The sequence below is a fragment of the Variovorax paradoxus genome, assembly GCF_040544635.1.
GTDB classification, from domain to species: domain Bacteria; phylum Pseudomonadota; class Gammaproteobacteria; order Burkholderiales; family Burkholderiaceae_C; genus Variovorax; species Variovorax paradoxus_R.
This window is the reverse complement of the sequence record NZ_JBEPKJ010000008.1, coordinates 71,459-91,072: the sequence shown is the minus strand read 5'-3', so window position 1 is coordinate 91,072 and position 19,614 is coordinate 71,459. Positions and strand designations below refer to the sequence as shown.

Below are 19,614 nucleotides of genomic sequence, written 5' to 3'. Positions count from 1 at the left end.
CGCGGCTAGCCCGCGGCGCCGAAGCGGCCCGTGTAGGTGCGCAGGCCCTGGTGCGCCAGGTCGGACTGCGCATCGATATGGATCTTGCCGCCCAGCGCCTGCCAGCGCCGGCAGAACGCATAGTCCTCGCTCAGGTAGCGGCCGTTGCCGGGCTCGGCCAGCAGGTCGAAGAAGCGGTAGTGCGGCCAGGCCTGCGCCGCGGTATCGCGCGAGGGGTCGGGCGTGTAGCGCAGGTCGGGCCGGGCTTCGGCCAGGCGCTCGAACACCGGGCGCGCGATCAGCATGAAGCCTGTGGGCGCGTCGAGCACCTCGATGAAACCGTCGGCGTCGACCGCGTGCGCGCCGCCGGTCCATGCGTTGGCCGGAAAGCGCGCATGCCGCGCCTCGAAGTCGGCGCGCGTGCTGCCCGCGGGCAAGGCCTCGCGCAGGCCGCCGGCGGGCCAGCCGTCTTCCTTGAGCGGATAGACGCCGGCCACCACGTCGCGGCCGGCCAGCAGCAGCCGCAGTGCCGCTGCGGGCTCGAAGCCGATGTCGGCATCGATCCAGAACAGATGCGTCCAGCGCGTGTCGGCCATGAACTCGGCCACCAGCCGGTTGCGTGCGCGCGGAATCAGGCTGTCGCCGTCGAGGAAGCGCGTCTGCATCGAAAAGCCGTGGGTCCAGGCGAGGTTCACGAGGCCGAGCAGGCTGCGCACGTAGATCGACGCCAGCGCGCCGCCGTAGCTCGGCGTCGCAACGAAGGGCCGGATGTCTTTCAGTGCGGCAAGGTCGAGCATCGCAGCGGCTCCCGTCTGTCTGTTTGTCTGTCTATCAGGCCGCGGCAGCCGCATGCCGCCGCGTGGAAAGCAGTGCGCGCAGCTTGGCCGGTGCGACCGGCTTCGTCAACAGCATCACGCCGCCATGGCGCAGGCGCTGCAGCACTTCGGGGCCGGTGGCACCGGACACGAGCACGGCGAGCGCATTGGGTTGCAGCCGCTTGGCGGCGTTGATCACGTCCATGCCGTCGTCGTCGCCGGCCAGCTGCAAGTCGCACAGCACCGCGTCGAAATGCAGGTCGCCCGTGCCCAGCCGGGCAATGGCCTCGGCGCCGGTGGTGATGCATTCCACCCGGCAACCCCATTGCTCCAGCAGCGCGCGGCTGCCGTCGAGAATGACGGGGTCGTCGTCCACCACCATGCAGTGCAGGCCCGCCAGCGCCGCCGGTGCCATGGGCGCGGGCTCGGGTGTCGCGGCTTCGGCGGCATGGGCCGCGGGCAGCGTGAGCGCAAAGGTGCTGCCCGCCTGCAGCGCCGAGCGCACCGTGATGCGGGTGCCGAGCAGCGCGGCGATGCGCGCGCAGATGGCCAGGCCCAGCCCGAAGCCGCGGCGGCGGTCGCGTTCGGTGTTGGCCACCTGGTAGAACTCTTCGAAGATGCGGCCCTGATGAATGGGCGCAATGCCCACGCCGTTGTCGCGCACTTCGATGCGAACGCTGCCTCCGTCCCCGTCGGCCCGGCTGCGGCGCGCCGCCACCAGCACGGTGCCGCCGGCAGGCGCATGGCGCAGCGCATTGGCCACCAGGTTGCCGACGATGCGCTGCAGCAGTGCCGCATCGCTGCGCACCGCCAGCCCGCGGTCGCTCCAGCGCAGCCGCACGCGGGTCTCGGCCGCGGTGGGGGCATGCTGCGCATCGAGCTGGTCGAACAGCGCGGCCAAAGGCACCTTGGTGATCGCCGGCGTCAGCACCTGGGCATCGAGCCGCGAGATTTCCAGCAGGTCGTCGAGCAGCACGCCCATGAACTCGGTGCTCTCCTGCAGGCGCAGCACGGCCGGGCGCTGGGCATCGGTGGCGCTGGGCAGCAGGCCGTCGATGAAAAGCCCCATGGCATGCAGCGGCTGGCGCAGGTCGTGGCTGGCCGCGGCCAGGAACCGCGCGCGCGAAAGCGCCGCCTGCTCGGCCTCGGCCATGCGCTGCAGCGCCACGGCGGTGGCCTCGCGCACGCGTTCTTCGCTGATCTGGCGGTTGCGCTGCAGCCGCTCGGCCAGCCGGTCGATGTCGTGCGCAAGCACCGCCAGCTCGTGCGCGTGGCCTTTGCCGGACGCCGCCGCGAGAGCGCTCCGCGACTCGCCCTCGACCACGTCGCAGCGCGCCTCGAAGTGCCCAGCCTCCAGCGCGGCCACCGTGCGCGACACGCGCCGCAGCGGCCGTGCCACCGTGCGCGCCATGTGGCGCACCGAGGCCCATGCCGCAAGCAGGGCGACCATCGCAATGCCGATGCCGGCCATGAGCGAGCGGCTGCGCTCGCGCGCATAGGCCGTGGTGTCGCGAAAGGTCTGCACCAGGCCGATGGGCGTTTCGCCCGCGGCGGTGGAGCCCGCGGGCGCGAAGGCGCTGGCGCGCGACGCCTCGCGCAGCGTGACCGGCGATGTGAACATGCGCAGTTGCGCAAGCGCCGACGCCTTGGGGCCGGCCGTCACATAGACGCCGGCGCTGTTGCTGATCTCGACCCGCATCACCTGTCCGCCGCGCAGCGCGGCGTTGGCCACGTTCTGCAGCGCCGGCAGGTCGCCGGCATAAAGACTCAGGTCGGACATGGCCGCCACCTGGCGCGCCACGGCCTGGCCTTCGGCATCGAAAGCCGCTTCGAGCGTTTGCAGCCGGTTGTGGGTGAACCAGGCGGTGAGCGCAAGCGCCACCGCGGCACACGGCACCACGCCGAGCCGGAACAGGTCGTTTTGCAGGTTGCCGCGCACCATCAGCGTGGGGGTGGACAGGGGCTGCGGCGAATCGGCGCGCGTGCCTTCGGGCGTCCCCTTGTCGTTCATCGCGTGACGGTAAGCCGCTCGGTCAGTTCCCGCTCCTCCGGCAAGCGCAATCCGAGTCCGCGCGCCACGGTGGTGTTGACGCGCACGGTGGAGGGCGTGGCCGACTCCACCAGCGGGCTGCCGCCAGTGCCGGCAGTGCCGCCGGCGCTCGCGAGTTTCTGCCCGAGCAGCTTCGCCTGCTGGGCCAGTTGCGCGGGCGTCGAGACCGCAGCGGCAAGCCCGCCCGAGCGCACCAGCCCTTCGCTGGCGCCGAACACCGGAAGGCCCGCTCCCGCACCCGCGCGCAGCACCGAGAGTGTGGCCGCCTGGCTGTCGCCGATCAGGTCGGGCAGCACCATCAGCGCATCGCTGCGCGGCACCACCGAACGCAACGCCGCGGCCAGCGACTTGGCGTCGGGCGCGTATTCCACCTGCAGGTCCCACGCCGGGTTAGCGCCTTGCGCCGCGCGTTGCAGCTCGCGCACCAAAGGCTCCGATTCGGGCGTGGCGACCACGCCGATGCGATATTTCTGCGGCAGCACCGCGCCGACGAGCGCAAGCTGGTCGGCCATGGCCGGGTCGCGCAGCAGCACGCCCACACGCCGGTCGCCGCGCCGCAGCGCCGGGCTGCTGGCGCGCAGGTTCTCGTAGTCGAGCCGGCTCAGCATCGCGAGCACCAGCGGCTGCTGGCCCGGCCGTTCGAGCGCGGCGCGCGCGGCCGGCACGCCGACCGCCATGGTCAGGGTGGCGTCCGCCGGTGCCGTGCGCAGGCCGCGCGTGCGCACGCCGGCGGTGGCGCCGCGGTCGGGCTCGGCGGCGGCCGCCTCCACGGCTTGCTGGGTGTCCACGCCGCCCGGCGACAGCCGGACCAGTTCGAAGCGGCCGCCGGGCTCCTGGCCCGCGCGAACGTGCTGCACGAACTCCGAGTGCGCCGCGAGGTCGTCGCCCATCAGCACCGTGAGGCCGTTCGCCGAGGCATTGGCGGCGAGTTGCACCGCGCCGAAGAACAGTGCGAGCGCGACGTGCGCGCCGCGGTGCAGCCGTTTTCGGAAGAGCGAGATGAAAGGGTTCACGGCAACAAACATGGACTGCTTCCGCAGCAAGAGAGCTGCACCCAATGTACGGAAGCCCTCTGCTTTGCGCGATAAGGCGGAGGGCTTATGTCGGCACTCGTCACCGCTCGGCAGCGTGATGAAGTGCACAGCGCGGCGGCTGCTTGGCCTATGTCCGACGGACTAGGGCCTGTTAACGCTATGGAAGGGGTCGCGAACGGACGCTAGGCGTCGGCGTTCAGCAGCAATGCAGCCGCGCGCTGCGCCTGGATGGCCTGGCGCAGCACGCGCGGAGAAACCGGCTTGTAGAGCACCGCGATGCCGGCGCTCGCCACCTCGCGCAGGCGGTCGGGCTTGGTCTCGCCCGTGACCAGCAGGCGCGCCGTGCCGGGACCGATGCCGCGCGGATGGCGCTCGAGCGCGGCGATCACGTCAAGCCCGTTGTCGCCGCCTTGCAGGAGCAGGTCGCTCACCACCACGTCCGGCGGCTGCTCCCACGCGTCGGCCAGCGCAAGTGCTTCGGCGCGGGTCTGCGCCGCCATGACCTCGGCGCCCCAGTTGGTGAGCACCACCGTCAAGCCTTCGAGAATCGTGCGCTCGTCGTCGATCGCCAGGATGCGCAGTTGTTCGAAGCTGGCTTCTTCTTCGGCGGCGTCGGGCATCGCCGCTGCATCCAGTACGGGCAGCCCGGCCGGCGCGGAACGCACCAGCACCCGCACGCAGGTGCCCTTGTGCGGCTTGGACGTGAGTTCGACGCGCGTATTGAGCAGCTCGGCCAGCCGCTGCACCGTGGCAAGCCCCAGGCCCATGCCGCGCTGCCCGCGAGGCGCCTGGCGGCCGGTGGCCTCCACCTGGTAGAACTCTTCGAACACGCGTGCCTGGTGCTGCACGTCGATGCCCACGCCGGTGTCGAGCACGTCGATGCGAACACCCCTGCCGCGCCGCCGGGCACCGATCAGCACGCCGCCTTCGATGGTGTGGCGCAGCGAGTTCGACACCAGGTTGTTGAGAATGCGCGAGAGCATCACGTAGTCGCAGCGCACCCAAAGGTCGGTCTTGCGCGCCACCAGCCGCAGACCCTGCTGCTCGGCCACCGGGCGGAAGTTGCGGCTGATTTCGTCGAACAGCTGGTCGAGCGGAAAGTCCGCCCACTGCGGTTGCAGTACACCGGCATCGAGCTGCGAAAGATTGAGCAGCTCCGAGAACAGCCGGTCGAGCGAGTCGACGCACTCGCGGATGTGGCCGATGCGCTGCAGCCGCACCGGGTCGGTTTCGCCGTTGGCCAGGCCGTCGGAGAACAGCGTGAGCGCGTGCAGCGGCTGGCGCAGGTCGTGGCTGGCTGCGGCCAGCAGGCGGGTCTTGGCCTGGCTCGCGACTTCGAGCTGCTGGTTCTTGCGCGCGAGTTCGGCCGTGGCCTCGCTGATGCGGCTTTGCAGCAGCCGGTGGCTTTCGGCCAGCGCGCGCGCCGCCTGGTTGAAACCGTGCTGCAGGTGCCGCACTTCGGAGGTGCCCTCGATGGTCACGCTCGCGGCCTCGCCCGCACCCAGGCGGTCGACGGCCTTTCCCAGCGCGCGAATCGGCTCGCTGATGCGCCGCGCGGCCCACCAGCCCGCCAGCCCCACGCCCACCAGGCTGATGGCCAGCACCAGCACCACGTTGAGCCACACCGAGCGCCGCGCATCCCGCACGGCGTCCAGGCTCATCTCGACCATGACCTTGCCGTTGTGCTTGCCCTCTTCGCTCACGATGGGCACCACCACCTGCAGGCCCTCGCCGCGGGCGCGGTCGGCGGTTTCGGAGTTGGCGACGATCTCGCCGTCGTCCGACCAGATCTGAACCTGCTGCACGTGCGGCTGGTAGGTGCCCGACTGGGCCGTGCGCTGCAGCAGGCGGCGGTCCATGCGCACCAGCGGCGTCTGCGCCGCGGTGGCAACTTGCATGGCCACCGTTTGCGCGTTGGCGCGCATCAACTCGGTAAGGTTGTCCAGATGCTGGCGCGTCAGAACGGCAATGGCCGCCAGCGTGGCTGCTGTCGCCGGCACCAGCGCCAGCAGGATCAGTTGCTGGGCGAAGGTGAGGCGCGCAAGCCCCCGGGCGACGCGGAAGTTCCAGTTCATGGGGGCATTTGGCGCATGAAGATCAAGCTTACGGGGCCGGGTTGCGGAGCGAAAGATGGGAAAAACATCACGAAATTAACTTGTATTTGATATCTAATTGCGTCCGCGTTGCCCATGTTAGACCCGCTGGTCCGCAGCGGCCCCATGTCTCCGTGTCAAAAAATGCAGGCCTCCCTACGCCGCGTCCAGAAGGCTTCCGGCGCTCCTGACGCCTTTCGCGCCCCCCGCCGTTGCCCGCGGTTCAGGCGTGCTGCCGCCGTGGTGCGCTGCGGTGCCCTCCTATTGACGCTGTTCGCCGGCCTGCCGCTGCTGGCGGCCGCACAGCCTGCGCTGCAGCCGGATGCGCCGGTGCGCTTCGGTATCCTGCCGCTCGGCGGCGCCTTCGAATCGCGCAGCGACTGGGACCCCCTGCTGGCCGAACTGAGCCGCGCCATCGCCCGGCCCGTGAGCGTGCTGTCGGTCAACTCGTACGAAGCGCTCGAGCAGGCCATTCAGCGCGACGAGGTCGACATGGCGTTTCTCTCCGGAAAGATGGCGCTCGATGCTGTCACGCAGCGCCGCATGAAAGTGGTGGCCCAGGTGGTGCGGCACGACGGCCTGGCGGGATACCGCGCCCTGCTGCTGACCCGCAAGACGCCGCCGTTCAATACGAAGAAAAGCCTGCTCGGCGAGCCGGAGCGCTGGCGCCTTGCGCGCGGCGAGCGGCAGTCGGTGTCGGGCTTCATCGTGCCGCAGCTGCAGTTCTTTCTGCCCAACCACATCGCGATGGAGACGCGCTTCCTGAGCGAGATCGTGGGCACCCACCAGACCACCGCGCTGGCCGTGGCCAACAACGAGGCCGATATAGCCACCAACAACACCGCCGATTTCGAGCGCTTCAAGCTGCGCTTTCCGGCCGAGGCGCAGCGGCTGCAGGTGCTGTGGGAATCCGAACTCATTCCGCATGCGCAGATCGTCGTGCGGCGCGAATATTCGCCCGAGCTGCGCAGGAGCGTGCAGACCTTCCTGATCGGCTACGGGCGCGCCAAGGGCCCGCGGGGCGATGCCGAGCGCGCCGTGCTCAAGTCGCTGCACGACCTGGCCGGCTTCGTGGCCGCCGACAACAGCTCGTTGCAGCCGGCCGCCAAGCTCGCCTACCAGCTGGCCAAACAGAACGCCATGAGCGCGCAATGGGTCAACGACGAGGCGCGGCAGGCGCGCCTCAAGCGCATCGAAAGCGGTTATGCGGAGCAGGTCACCGTATTGCGGGACCTGTCGCCCTGACATGCCTGCCCGCGAGCTTCCTCGCGCTGCCCGATGGTTCGCCGCGGCGCTGCTGCCTGTGCTCGTCGCTGCCGCAAGCTTGTGGGTGCAGGGCAGCGCCGGCGCGGCCGAAAAGGCGGGCACCCCCGTCAAGACGGTGCGCTTCGGCGTGCTGCCGCTGGGAGGCGCGGTCGAATCGCGCGCCTTGTGGACGCCGCTGCTGGCCGACATGAGCCAGGCCATCGGCCTGCCCGTGAGCGCTTACTCGGTGGCGTCGTACGAAGAGCTCGACCGCGCCATCAGGCGCGACGAAGTCGACATGGCGTTTCTCTCGGCCAAGATCGCGCTCGACGCCGTGATGCAGCGGCGCATGAAAGTGGTGGCGCAGATCGCGCGCCGGCCCGGCATGCCGACGCACCGCGCGGTGCTGCTGACGCGCAAGACCGGCGTACCCAATACGCTGGAAGCGGTGCTTGCCGAACCCGAACGCTGGCGGCTCGCGCGCGGCGACAGCCGCTCGGTGACCGGGTTCCTCATGCCGCAGAGCCAGCTTTTCCTGCCGCGCAACATCCAGATGGAAACCCAGTTCCGCGGCGAGTTCGTCGGTAACCACCAGGCCACCGCACTGGCCGTGGCCAACGGCGATGCCGACGTGGCCACCAACAACACCACCGACTTCGAGCGCTTCAGGGAGCAGTTTCCCGTCGAGGCCGCGCGGCTTCACATCGTGTGGGAGTCCGAACCGCCGCCCGGCGCGCAGATGGTGGTGCGGCGCGACTACCCGCCCGCGTTCCAGACCCGGCTGCAGGCGTTCCTGGTCGGCTACGGCCAAGGCAAGGGCCCGCGCGCCGATGCCGAACGCGAAGTGCTGAAGACGCTGCGCGCCGCCTACGGCTATGCCCCGGCCGACGACAGCGCGCTGTTGCCCGAGGCCATGCTCGAGTACCAGCTGGGGAAACAACGCGCCATGGCCGCCGCGTGGGTCAACGATGCGGCGCGCGAGCAGCGGCTGCTGCGCATCGAGCAGGCGTACAAGGAGCAGGTCGAGGCATTGCGCGCGGCTTCCACCGCCCCGCGCTGAGCAAGGCGCGCGAGGCCTGGACCCCGGCTTGCCCGGATTGAGCCGGACCCAGATAACCATCAGCGGGAGTTGGCTGGGTAGCTCCGTTGACGGCATCGGACCTATCGGGATCTGGAACCTACTCGCGCCAATGAACGATTGATCGTGATCGTGAAATCCATCCGCGCAACGCGGCTGGTGGGCAGGCGATGAGATCGTGCAGCGTCTTCTCGGATGTACGCTTAATCGTCACACATCCATCAATAAAACAGCTGCGCCAATGAGTGAGCGCGGAAAGGGAAATTCATGATCTGGACACATTCAATTCTCCAGCCCCCTGTGCCGCAGTTCTTGCGCGAGACGCTATGAACAAGCTGTCTATCAGCGCCCGTGGGTACTGGGCCCGGATGCTCAAGCTGTTCCAAGGAGGCGAGACGACTTCATCACTGGGTAAAGGAGGCGTTGTCGCGGATCTTCAAGTCCTCATTGACTCTCGCCTCGAATCAGCCTTGCATTGCCCATCAACCCCACCCGTTGCTGTCATCGTTATGGGGCCCATCGCAGCAGGAAAAACTACGCACCGCAAGACGCACCTTGGCTCTGGCTATGTTCACATTGACAGCGCTGACATATTTCATGAGCTTTCACGTGGCGACGCGACACTCGATTTTCCCGATGCATTTGCCAGTGAAATTGAACACATCGGCCGCGCACTGACCAAGGCAGCAATCGGCCAAAAGCTGAGCGTTGTCGTGGAAACACCAGGACATGACCAAGATGAAATCGTCACGCTCATCAACTCGCTCAAAAAGGTTGGGTATCTAGTCGAGGTCCAGGCGCTCGCGACAGATCGAGACAGCTGTGAAGCGCAACATGCAAATCGCGGCGACAACGTGTCGTCCTACTGGGCCGCTCCCATTCATGTCAACTGGGTCGTGCAAGAGTGCTTGGCGCAAGCTGCGGCTTGAGCGCAGCAAAGCCATTTGAACCCAAAAAAAGCAAAGGGAAACACCATGCCTATCAGCCCTGAACTGCAAGCCAAGATTGATTCACTGGCTTATGACCCCCTGAAAAAAAGAATCATGGACGTGCTCTCACTCCCCCGAGAACAGCGCCCCGACGACGAGGAAGTCTTCGTGTACTGCTCGAGAGGCAGCTTGCACCCCTTGAAAGAAAAAGACGCTCAGTGGGATGCCAACCCGCTCCAATGGCGAGAAAACGTCGCCCCGGAACTGCTGGCCAGGATCGATGCGATGACCGACAAGGTTTGGAAGACCGACATCATTCGCTATCTGCACAACTACTCCGAAAGGTTCCCCATCACGCCCGAGGATCTTTTCGACTGGCGAGCACTCAGCCGCTTGGAGGCCAGGGCGATGCGAATCCTTCGGGAAGAGCGCCTGTACAAATGGCGCGAAGACGAGGTGATCGCTTTCATCGCGCACTTCAAACAGGAAGCGCCGCAGATGTACGCCGAGTACCTTCAACAAGAGCGCAACGGTCGGCAGATCGATGCCGATCTTTCGTGGGATATGCGCCGCCTGGAAGAGAAATGGCATCCGGGACTTGATATTGATGACTACGACGAGTTGTTCGTCAAAGTCCGCGACTACGCCCAAGCCCATTTGATCTGACAGCGAGGCCGCACCATGTCCGCCCCCACCTCGCCGAACGGATACTTCCTCGCCGACGCCAACAGCCTCGTGTACGCCTACCGCGCAGGCGGCACCCGGCAGCTCGATACCTATTTCAGGTTTGCAGAAGAGCAAGGACGTGACTTCGCCATCACAAAGACAGTTGCGCGTGAAATTAAAGATGGCCCGCTGAAGCAAGAACTCGGCCGCTACATCGCCGACAAAGACATCAAAGTTCTCCCAACCCCAAAACTCGAACGACAATTGGAAACCGGCCAAGTTTCCGGCAAGAACGCCGGCGAAGCCTCCATGCTCGAAGTGGCCGCCGAAGAACACCCCCATGGCCGCAGCACGCGCATCTGGTCCGACGACAAATTCTTCGAGAATCCGCAACAGATGCGCGGCGCGCAGGGCGCCGAGCCCGTCAAGACCTCGCAACTGCTCGACCAGATGCGCGAAAGCCAGTTCATCACCGACGCCGAATACCGCAGAACCCAGGCCCGCTACCAGGCAGCCGTTCCCGAATTCAAACCCGCCAGCGCCAGCCACAGCCAGCGCCTGGCCACCTTCGACGGCCCCGCACCCCGCGTGCTGGACCACCTGGGCGCCGCCGACGCCCGCATCGCCGCCAAACCCGGCTTTCAAGCCCTCGTCAAAGGCGGCAGCGCTCTGGGTGCTGCGGGGGTGGTCTATGGCGGAATCAGCACCACGCGCGAAGCAATCCACCAGCTCGACCAGGGCAACGTCACTGGCGCCCAGTCGCAAGTCATGCACTTTGGCGCCAGCGTGGCGGGCGGTGCGCTCGCGGGTGCGGCCACCGGCGCTGCCTACGGCGCGGCCACCGGCTCCTGGACCGGACCCGGGGCCGTGGTGACCGGCCTGGTCGGCGGCTTCGTGGGCGCCGTGGCCGGCGACAAGATCATGGACGCTGCAGACCGCGCCCGCATCTACAACCAACGCGGCAGCGACGGCAACCTTTGGCACTACGACGAGAAACACCCCGAGCAAGGCTGGAGCCGCACCGAGCAAGTGCGCGCACTCGATGCGCAGGGCCGCCCCAAGGTCGCCTTGGGCATGCCGGTGGTCCAGACCCAGACGAGCACCGCCGATGCCCGTCTGAGCAGCGAACTCAACTACAAGGCCAGCAGCACCGCTGTCGAACTGGCGCTGGCCCACCCACCCGCACCCCAAGACCCGTTCAGGCAGGCGCCCGAGCGCATCGGCGAAGCGGTGCGAGCAGGCGTGATCGGTGCCAACCACCCGTGGATACGCGATTCGCAAAGTCAAACCTGGACGCGCCAGATCATCGAGCCGGCCACGCCCATGACACACGGCATGCCGGTGAAGCGCACCGTCACGGCGACCCCGGAGCAGACCCAGCAACTGGAACGTGCCGCGCAAGCCACCGTCGCCGACAACATCGTCCACAGCCCGCAAGGCATCGCCCAGCGCTATCAGGAGGCCTACGCTCAGCATGGATGGAAGCAGCACGGCCCGGTGCCGGCCGCCGTCACCAATGCCGCCCCAGGGCCTGTGCGCGAGGAGCCCAATGCCACGCGCCAGCAGGTGCCCGCACCGCCGCCGCCCGCGAGCGGCCACCTGACACCGCAGCAGATCGAACGCATCACGACGCATGAATCGCGCATCGTGCCCACGCCGGGCGGCACGAGCTTCGCCGAGGCGCACAAGCGCCGCGACGAACCCGAGCAGATTTCCCCGGGCTCGTTGCGGCCCGTGGGCAAACTGGATACATCCCAGATGGACAAGGGCAGCCCGTTGTACCGGATGCACCAGGCGCAGGAGCAGGCCCATATGCGTGACCTGGGGATTGCGCTGGCGCAGGACAGGGAGCGGTTCGGGAACGAGCCGAGCGCTCAAAGGACGCTGCAGCCTTCGGTGGAGCGCGCGCAGGAGCGTACGCAAAGGCGTCTGCCGGACGAGGCGCCCGTGCAGAAACAGCCTGCGCCAGTCGCCGCCGAAGTGCAGCCAACAGCCACATTCCCACGAGAACCGGCCGCATCGAAACCACCGTCCGCCGCTGCGCGACTGGGGCAAGGTGACCCCGACCATCCAGCGCAAGCCACAGAGGTACCGCGCGCTCAGCAGACAGCGCAGGCAAGGCCAGAGCAGTCCTTGAGCCCGTCGACGCCATCGACCCGGCCACAGCAGCAAAGGCCCGAACGCATCGACGAGCCCGGCCATCCCGGCCACGACATGTTCAAGCAGGCCCGAAGAGGCCTGGTCGAACTCAACGCCAACCACGGCATCGTCCTCAGCGAGGAGCGCACCGACAAGCTGGCCGCCGGCCTGGCGGCGAGTGCCGCACTGGAAGGGATCACGCGCATCGACCATGTGTGCCTGGGCACCGATGGCAACGATCGCACCGATGGCAGCAAGATCTTTGCGGCGCAGGGCAAGCCGGGCTCGGTGTTTTCGAAGGTGGCCGGTGGGGAGGTCATGCCGTTCATGGACGCCCCGCTGGCGCAAAGCTCGCAAACCTTCGTTCAGAACCAGCAGCAGCGCGAAGCGCTGGATCAGCGGTTTGAACAGCAATGGCAGCACAAGCTGGCGCAAGAGGCGCAGCAAAGCCAGGGGCAAGGCAGGAGCATGTCGCTCGGATAGGACCGGGCGCCCGCCTAGTCCCTTCGCCGTAGCTCCAAATCCCTCCGCCTAGGCCGTTAGGCGGATTTGCCGCCGGCCTTGCGCGCCGGAAACTCCGTGCTTCTTTCGGGCAGCCCTTGCCTTTGACGGAGTGCGGATGAGTTGGCGAACTAAAGTGGTCTGGAGCGAGGGGATGCTGCTGCAGCCCCAGCACCTGCAGCAGAGCGAGCGTCATGGCGACCATGCGCGGCATGTGCTTTTGCGTTCCACCACGCCCTATGCCTGGGGTTTCGCGGAGATCGAGATCGACCAGGCCGCGCTCACGCTGGGCAAGCTCGCACTGGTGCGCGCGGTGGGCATCTTCGGCGACGGCACGGTGTTCGACATGCCGGCGGTCGATCCGCTGCCCGAGCCCATCGACATTCCGCTCACCATGCGCGACGAGGCCGTGATGCTGGCGCTGCCGGTGCGCCGCGCCGGTGCCCGCGAGGCCGATGCCGAAGAATACGAAGAGCTGGTGCGCCACCGCGTGCTCGAGTCTGAAGTGCCGGACTCCAACACCGCCGGCGAGCGCACCGCCATGCTGCAACTGGGCCAGCTTCATACCCGCCTGATGCGCGCCAGCGAAGCGACCGATGCCTGGACCACGCTGGGCGTGGCCCGCGTGCTCGAGCGCCGGGTCGACAACCAGGTGCAGCTCGATCGCGCGATGCTGCCGCCGCTGCTCGACGTGGCGGGCCATGCCGTGATCCGCTCCTGGCTCGACGAATTGCTGGGCCTCATGCGCCAGCGCGGCGAGGCGCTGGCCGGGCGCATGACGCAGGGCGGCACCGGCGGCGTGGCCGAAATCGCGGACTTCATGCTGCTGCAGACGGTCAATCGCAACGAGGCGGTGTTCGCGCACCTGGCCAAGAGCGCGATGCTGCACCCGCAGCATTTCTTCGAGCATGCGCTCGGGCTGGCCGGCGATCTGGCGAGCTTTCGCGATTCGCGCCGCGTCACGCGCTTCGGTCCCTATATCCACGACGACCTGGCGTTGAGCTTCCGCCCACTGATGGACGACCTGCGGCGCAGCCTCTCGATGGTGCTGGAGCAGTCGGCCATCCGCATCGAGCTGCACGACCGCAAGCACGGCGTGCGCGTGGCGATGGTCACCGACGTGGAGCTGCAGCGCAAGGCGACCTTCGTGCTCGCGGTGAATGCCAACATGCCGAGCGAAGCGCTGCGCGCGCGCTTCCCCACGCAGGTGAAGATCGGCCCGGTCGAGCGCATCCGCGACCTGGTCAACCTCGCGCTGCCGGGCGTCACGCTCACGCCCATGCCGGTGGCGCCGCGCCAGATTCCCTTTCATACCGGCGCCAATTACTTCGAGCTCGAAACGCGCAACAGCGACCTCTGGCGCCAGCTGGAGCAATCGGGCGGCATTGCGATGCACATCGCGGGCGACTTTCCCGGCCTCGACCTCGCGTTCTGGGCCATTCGTTCCTAGCCGAACCCGGCTGACGGAAACGGAACTCCATCATGACCACACCAGACCCCTTCGCCGCTTTCGAGTCGGAGCGCACGGTCATCAAACCCAAGCCGCGTACGCCCGCCGGCACGCCGCCGCCTGCTGCTGCGCCCGCGCCTTTCTTCGGCGGTGCCGATCCGACGCCCGTCACCGAAGTCGGCGAGATCGGCTTGCTCAATCCGCTGGTTTCGGCCGCGGGCAAGCTGCTGGTGCTCATCGGCAAGCTGCGCAACCTCGCGCAGCCGCCCAACGTGCCGGCCTTGCGCGCCTCTACCGCCGAGGCGGTGAACCAGTTCGATGCCACCGCGCGGCGCGCCGGCGTGAGCAACGAATCGGTTCTGGCCGCGCGCTATGTGCTGTGTACCGCGCTCGACGAAGCCGTGGCCAACACGCCCTGGGGCGTGCAGGCCGGCTGGAACAAGCAGAGCCTGCTGGTGCAGTTCCACAACGAGACCTGGGGCGGAGAGAAAGTGTTCCAGCTGCTCGCCAAGCTCGCGCAGGACGTGCCCACGCACCGCCAGCTGCTGGAGCTGATCTACAGCGTGCTCGCACTCGGCTTCGAAGGCCGCTACCGCGTGGTCGACAACGGCCGCGCGCAGCTCGACTCGGTGCGCCAGCGCCTGGCGGACCTCATCGCCAAGGACCGTCCGCCGCTCGAGGCCGAGCTTTCGCCGCATTGGCGCGGGCAGGGCGCGGGCACGGTGCGGCTGCGCGAATCGCTGCCGCTGTGGGTGTTCGCGGCGGGCTTCGCGCTGCTGCTCGCTCTGGCGTGGTTCGGCCTGCGGCTTACGCTCAACTACCGCTCCGACACCACCTATGCCGCCGTGTCGGGCCTGCGCGTGCCCAACCTCCAGATCGCGCCGCCCGCCGCGCCGGCTAAGACGCCCCGGCTCGCGCGTTTTCTCGAGCCCGAGATCAAGCAGGGCCTGGTCACGGTGACCGACGAGGCCGACCGCAGCGTGGTGCGCCTGCGCGGCGATTCCTTCTTCGGCTCCGGCAGCGCCGAGCCCATGGCCGCATCGCTGCCGGTGCTGCGCCGCATCGGCCAGGCGCTGGCCGAGGTGAAGGGCGAGGTGCTGATCACCGGCCACTCCGACAACCAGCCGATCCGCTCGCTGCGCTATCCGTCCAACTGGCATCTGTCGGCCGCGCGTGCCGATGCGGTGAAGGGCTCGCTCACGACGCTGGTCGATCCGGCGCGCATGCGCTCCGACGGCAAGGCCGACGCCGAGCCCGTGGCCGCCAACGACACGCCGGCCAACCGGGCGCGCAACCGGCGCGTCGACATCGTGCTGTTGTCCGAGCCGGACCGGGTCGCAGCCGCAAGCACCGGCACGGCCGGTGCGACGGGAGCGACGAAATGATCAAGAAATTCTTCGGCTTCCTGTTCAGCCCGGTGCTGCTGACCATCCTGGCGCTGGTCGTCGTCGGATTGCTGATCTGGTGGATCGGCCCGCTGGTGAAGATCGGCGCGCTGGCGCCGCTCGAAAGCGAGTTGGCACGCGCGCTGCTCATCGGCGCCATCGTGCTCATCGTGTTGCTGCGCGTGCTTTATCGCCGGTGGCGCGCGCGCCGTGCGAGCCAGCACCTGACAGACGGCCTCATGAAGGCGCCCGCCGCCAAGACCGACGCACCGGTCAACGGCGAACAGAAGATCCTCGACACGCGCTTCAGCGAAGCCGTCGCCACGCTCAAGCAGATGCGGCTGCACGCCGCGGGCAAGAAGCCCGGCTGGCGCGACTGGCTCTCCATCTCCGGCGGCAGCTATCTGTACGACCTGCCGTGGTACGTGTTCATCGGTGCGCCCGGCGCGGGCAAGACCACGGCGCTGGTCAACTCGGGCCTCTCGTTCCCGCTGGCGGAGAAGTTCGGCCCCGGCGCCATCCGCGGCGTGGGCGGCACGCGCAACTGCGACTGGTGGTTCACCGACGAAGCCGTGCTCATCGACACCGCCGGCCGCTACACCACGCAGGACAGCCACCAGTCGGAAGACAAGAGCGCATGGGAAGGCTTTTTGGGCCTGCTCAAGAAGGCGCGCCCGCGCCGCCCGCTCAACGGCGTGTTCCTGACCGTGAGCGTGGCCGACCTGCTGAGCCAGGGACCCGAGCAACGCACGCAGCTGGCCGCATCCATTCGCGCGCGGCTGCTCGAACTCGATGCGAAGCTCACCACCCGGCTGCCGGTGTACGTGCTCGTCACCAAGAGCGACTTGCTCTACGGCTTTACCGATTATTTCGACGACCTGGGCAAGGAACAGCGCGCGCAGGTTTTCGGCTTCACGCTGCCGGCCGACGAGAACGTGCAGGCCGACGAGAAGGGGCTCTCCATCGCCTTCCAGCGCGAGTTCGCGCTGCTGCACAACCGCGTCAACGACGGGCTCATTGCGCGCATGCAGCGCGAGACCGACGGCACGCGCCGCGCGGCGATCTTCGGCTTTCCGGCGCAGTTCGGCTCCATCGGCTCGATGCTGTCCGACCTGCTCGACCAGGTCTTCACGGGCTCGCGCTTCGCGCAGCCGCCGTGGGTGCGCGGCGTGTACTTCACCAGCGGCACGCAGGAAGGCAGCCCGATCGACCGCGTGATGGGCAGCCTCGCGCGCAGCTTCGGCCTCGAGCGCGCCATGCTCGCGCCGCAGAAGTCGAGCGGCCGCAGCTACTTTCTCACCGCGCTGCTGCGCGAGGTGGTGTTCCCCGAGCAGCGCCTGGCCGGTGCCAACGTGAAGCTCGAACGGCGGCGCCATGCGTTGCGCGTGACGGGCGTGGCGGCCATGACGCTGGTCACGCTCGCGCTGCTCGCGGGCTGGGGCTACAGCACGCTGCAGAACGTCAACTACCTGAAGTCGGTCGAGGCGCGCGTCGAGCCCGCGCGCCAGACCCTCGCGGCCCTGCCTTCGCGGGTGCAGAACCTGGTCGAGGTGGCGCCGGTGCTGCAGGGCCTGCGCGACATCTGGAAGACGCCCGACAACCGCCGGGGTGACGAGCCGCTGTCGATGACGCTGGGCCTCTACCAGGGCGACAAGCTCGATGCCGCCGCCATGCTCACGCACCAGCGCGCGCTCAACGACGCCTTCCTGCCGCAGATCGCCAAGCGCATCGAAGACCAGCTGCGCACCGCGCAGAAGGACAACCTCGAGTACACCTACGAGGCGCTGAAGAGCTACCTCATGCTCTACCAGCCCGAGCACTTCGACGCCGAGGCGCTCAAGGCCTGGATCACGCTCGACTGGGCGCGCAGCCTCGACCGCGGCATTCCCGAAGACCAGCGCCAGGCGCTCGAAGACCAGCTCGACGTGCTCATCGCGCAAGGCCCGCCGCGCTCGCCGCTCAAGATGGACGAGAACCTGGTGCGCAGCGTGCGCGCCGTGCTCGCGAGCTACCCGCTGGAGCAGCGCGTGTTCAGCCGCCTCAAGCGCCAGCGCGCCACCAAGGACATTCCGGGCTTCAGCATTGCCACCGCCGCCGGCCCCTCGGCGCCGCTGGTGTTCGAGCGCATCAGCGGCAAGCCGCTGACCGAAGGCGTGCCGGGCATGTTCACCTACGACGGCTATCACAAGCGCTTCCAGAACGAGGTCATCGTGCTCACCGGCCTGCTCGCGCAGGAAGACCCGTGGGTGCTCGGGCAGGACCGCAGCGCCACCGACCGCATGCGCGACGCGGCTGCCCTCGGCGCGCTGACCGATCGCGTGCGCCGGCTCTACCTGGCGGAATACGTCAAGGTGTGGGAGGCGCTGCTGGCCGACGTGCGGCTGATCCGCGCCAGCGGGCTCGAGAAGAACATCGAGGCCGCGCGCATTCTTTCGGGCGTGGGCTCCCCGCTCGCGAACTTCCTGCGCGCGGTGGTGAAGGAAACCACGCTCATTCCGGCCGACCAGCCCAAGGACGTGGTGAGCAAGGCGACCGCCACCGTCGCCAACACCCGCAAGGGCCTGGAAGACCTGTTCGGCGGCGACCCCACCAAGCCGGTGGCCAGCGGCAAGCGCATCGAGAGCATCGTGGACGACCGCTTCGAGCCGCTGCGCCGTCTCGTCACCGCTGCCGGGCCGAACCAGCCCGCGCCCATCGACGAGGCGCTCAAGCTCTTCAACGAGGTGTACGTGTACCTCAATGCGGTCGACACGGCCGTGAAGGGCCGCACCTCGCCGCCGCCCGGCGATGTGGCCGGCAAACTCAAGTCCGACGCGGGGCGCCTGCCCGAGCCGGTGCGCACCATGGTCGAAAACCTGAGCCAGTCGGGCGCGGCGCAGGCCCAGGTGGCCGAGCGCGGCAACCTGAGCCAGGACCTGCGCCCCGTGACCGAGTTCTGCAACCGCGCCATCGCGGGCCGCTATCCGTTCGTAGGCAGCAGCAAGCGCGACGTGCTGCCCGAAGACTTCGGCCAGATGTTCGGTGCCGGTGGCCTGATGGACGAGTTCTTCCAGAAGCGGCTGGCCGCATTGGTCGACACCAGCACGAAGCCGTGGCGCTACAAGCCCGTGGCCGAGCGAGGCGCCGTCACCACCCAGGCGCTGGCGCAGTTCGAGCGCGCCGCGCGCATCAAGGACATCTTTTTCCGCGGCGGCGGCCGAGGCCCTTCGATGCGGCTCGACTTCAAGCCGGTGGAGATGGACGCGGGCATCACGCAATTCATTCTGGACGTGGACGGCCAGCTCGTGAAGTACGCGCACGGCCCCGTGGTGCCCATGGCCGTGCAATGGCCCGGGCCGAAGGGTAGCAACCAGGTGCGCATCCAGGTGAGCCCGCCTTCGACCACCGGCAGCTCGGGTTCCGCGGTCGATGGGCCGTGGGCGCTGTTCCGCGCACTGGACGACGGCCAGCTCGAAGCCGGCGATGCACCCGAGAAGTTTTTCATCACCTTCCAGGTCGGTCCGCGCAAGACGCGCTTCGAAGTGACGACGAACAGCGTGCAGCATCCGATCCGCTTGAAGGAACTGCGCGAGTTTTCCTGTCCGGAGGGGTTGTGAGCGACGCAGCCGCTTTTCTTTCTTCTGCTTCTGCATTGCCCGGATGGTTCGGCAAGTTGCCGGGCATGGGGGACTTTGCGCACCGGCGCTTGCCTGAGTCTTTTCGTTCGGTGTGGGACCAGTGGCTGCAGCGCGGATTGGCGCGGCTGCGCGACCGGCATGCGGACTGGACCGAGCATTACCTCGAGGCGCCTATCTGGTGTTTTGCGCTGGGGCCGAAGGTGGCGGGGGAGGGGGCCTGGATTGGTGTGTTGATGCCTTCGGTCGATGGGGTGGGGCGGTACTTTCCGTTCACGCTGGCGGTGCAGCTCGATGCTTCTGTTGGCGAGATGTTGCGGGGGGATGCGTTGCGCAGTGCGTTGCAGTGGTGGGCGAACGGGACCCAGGCTGCGCTGGAAGGGCTCGAGGGGGATCTGGATGCGCTGCGGTTCGATGCTGTGCTCGAGCGGTTGTTTGTTGCGGAGAGTGGTGAGGTGGGTGAGGGGGCTTTGGAGTCGCTGGCTTTGCCGGGGGCGGGGGGGTCTTTGTGGCTTGGCGATCCGCGGACGGTGGATGGCGTTCGGATGGTTGTGGTGGGGCTGCCTTTGGATGCGCAGTTCGAGGCTTTGTTTCTTGGGGGTGGGGAATGAGTTCCTTGCTTCTTTTTGTGTTCCG

General features: G+C 68.0%; 13 protein-coding genes. 9 read left to right on the top strand and 4 right to left on the bottom strand.

From position 1 onward, the window contains the following. Positions 1-5: 5 nt before the first annotated feature. The 4 genes from ABIC94_RS15020 to ABIC94_RS15005 form a co-directional block, all read right to left on the bottom strand. A complete protein-coding gene (locus ABIC94_RS15020; RefSeq protein WP_354373800.1) occupies positions 6-776 on the bottom strand; it encodes a hypothetical protein in 771 nt (256 codons plus the stop codon). Between the two features lie 34 nt (positions 777-810). Then, entirely contained in the window at positions 811-2,805 is a 1,995-nt protein-coding gene (locus tag ABIC94_RS15015; protein ID WP_354373799.1) for an ATP-binding response regulator, read from the bottom strand. Next, positions 2,802-3,869, bottom strand: a complete 1,068-nt coding sequence (locus ABIC94_RS15010; protein WP_354373798.1) for an ABC transporter substrate-binding protein — start codon at positions 3,867-3,869, stop codon at positions 2,802-2,804. The genes ABIC94_RS15015 and ABIC94_RS15010 overlap by 4 nt, the downstream gene beginning before the upstream one ends. Positions 3,870-4,060: 191 nt before the next feature. Beyond that, positions 4,061-5,953: an ATP-binding response regulator gene (locus tag ABIC94_RS15005; RefSeq protein WP_354373797.1), complete on the bottom strand. Its 1,893-nt coding sequence runs from the start codon at positions 5,951-5,953 to the stop codon at positions 4,061-4,063. 162 nt (positions 5,954-6,115) lie between these two features. Between ABIC94_RS15005 and phnD (ABIC94_RS15000) the strand changes: the two genes are divergently transcribed. The 9 genes from phnD (ABIC94_RS15000) (at position 6,116) to tagF (ending at position 19,589) form a co-directional block, all read left to right on the top strand. Beyond that, positions 6,116-7,216, top strand: coding sequence for a phosphate/phosphite/phosphonate ABC transporter substrate-binding protein (phnD, locus tag ABIC94_RS15000; protein WP_436318017.1), 1,101 nt, complete (start codon positions 6,116-6,118; stop codon positions 7,214-7,216). A 1-nt stretch (position 7,217) separates the two neighbouring features. Next, positions 7,218-8,276 (top strand): phosphate/phosphite/phosphonate ABC transporter substrate-binding protein, encoded by a 1,059-nt coding sequence (gene phnD / locus ABIC94_RS14995; RefSeq protein ID WP_354373796.1) that lies wholly within the window; start codon positions 7,218-7,220, stop codon positions 8,274-8,276. 344 nt (positions 8,277-8,620) lie between these two features. Further along, positions 8,621-9,223, top strand: a complete 603-nt coding sequence (locus tag ABIC94_RS14990; protein ID WP_354373795.1) for an AAA family ATPase — start codon at positions 8,621-8,623, stop codon at positions 9,221-9,223. Between the two features lie 45 nt (positions 9,224-9,268). After that, complete coding sequence (locus ABIC94_RS14985; protein ID WP_354373794.1) at positions 9,269-9,889, top strand: hypothetical protein; 621 nt, start codon at positions 9,269-9,271, stop codon at positions 9,887-9,889. A gap of 15 nt (positions 9,890-9,904) precedes the next feature. Next, positions 9,905-12,511 (top strand): XVIPCD domain-containing protein, encoded by a 2,607-nt coding sequence (locus ABIC94_RS14980; protein ID WP_354373793.1) that lies wholly within the window; start codon positions 9,905-9,907, stop codon positions 12,509-12,511. Between the two features lie 136 nt (positions 12,512-12,647). Then, positions 12,648-13,979 carry a type VI secretion system baseplate subunit TssK gene (tssK, locus tag ABIC94_RS14975; RefSeq protein ID WP_354373792.1) on the top strand — a complete coding sequence of 444 codons (1,332 nt, stop codon included), beginning with the start codon at positions 12,648-12,650 and terminating at the stop codon, positions 13,977-13,979. A 32-nt stretch (positions 13,980-14,011) separates the two neighbouring features. Beyond that, the gene (locus tag ABIC94_RS14970; protein WP_354373791.1) at positions 14,012-15,364 is read left to right on the top strand and encodes a DotU family type VI secretion system protein; all 1,353 of its coding nucleotides are present in this window, start codon (positions 14,012-14,014) and stop codon (positions 15,362-15,364) included. Continuing rightward, complete coding sequence (gene tssM, locus ABIC94_RS14965) at positions 15,361-18,960, top strand: type VI secretion system membrane subunit TssM (RefSeq protein ID WP_354373790.1); 3,600 nt, start codon at positions 15,361-15,363, stop codon at positions 18,958-18,960. The genes ABIC94_RS14970 and tssM overlap by 4 nt, the downstream gene beginning before the upstream one ends. Next, positions 18,957-19,589, top strand: coding sequence for a type VI secretion system-associated protein TagF (tagF, locus tag ABIC94_RS14960; RefSeq protein ID WP_354373789.1), 633 nt, complete (start codon positions 18,957-18,959; stop codon positions 19,587-19,589). The genes tssM and tagF overlap by 4 nt, the downstream gene beginning before the upstream one ends. The last annotated feature ends 25 nt before the right edge of the window (positions 19,590-19,614 follow it).

Excerpts from the sequence above, each read along its gene's own strand:
- ABIC94_RS15020 (WP_354373800.1), bottom strand. The coding sequence starts at position 776 with ATGCTCGACCTTGCCGCACTGAAAGACATCCGGCCCTTCGTTGCGACG.
- ABIC94_RS15015 (WP_354373799.1), bottom strand. The coding sequence starts at position 2,805 with ATGAACGACAAGGGGACGCCCGAAGGCACGCGCGCCGATTCGCCGCAG.
- ABIC94_RS15010 (WP_354373798.1), bottom strand. The coding sequence starts at position 3,869 with ATGTTTGTTGCCGTGAACCCTTTCATCTCGCTCTTCCGAAAACGGCTG.
- ABIC94_RS15005 (WP_354373797.1), bottom strand. The coding sequence starts at position 5,953 with ATGAACTGGAACTTCCGCGTCGCCCGGGGGCTTGCGCGCCTCACCTTC.
- phnD (WP_436318017.1), top strand. The coding sequence starts at position 6,116 with ATGCAGGCCTCCCTACGCCGCGTCCAGAAGGCTTCCGGCGCTCCTGAC.
- phnD (WP_354373796.1), top strand. The coding sequence starts at position 7,218 with ATGCCTGCCCGCGAGCTTCCTCGCGCTGCCCGATGGTTCGCCGCGGCG.
- ABIC94_RS14990 (WP_354373795.1), top strand. The coding sequence starts at position 8,621 with ATGAACAAGCTGTCTATCAGCGCCCGTGGGTACTGGGCCCGGATGCTC.
- ABIC94_RS14985 (WP_354373794.1), top strand. The coding sequence starts at position 9,269 with ATGCCTATCAGCCCTGAACTGCAAGCCAAGATTGATTCACTGGCTTAT.
- ABIC94_RS14980 (WP_354373793.1), top strand. The coding sequence starts at position 9,905 with ATGTCCGCCCCCACCTCGCCGAACGGATACTTCCTCGCCGACGCCAAC.
- tssK (WP_354373792.1), top strand. The coding sequence starts at position 12,648 with ATGAGTTGGCGAACTAAAGTGGTCTGGAGCGAGGGGATGCTGCTGCAG.
- ABIC94_RS14970 (WP_354373791.1), top strand. The coding sequence starts at position 14,012 with ATGACCACACCAGACCCCTTCGCCGCTTTCGAGTCGGAGCGCACGGTC.
- tssM (WP_354373790.1), top strand. The coding sequence starts at position 15,361 with ATGATCAAGAAATTCTTCGGCTTCCTGTTCAGCCCGGTGCTGCTGACC.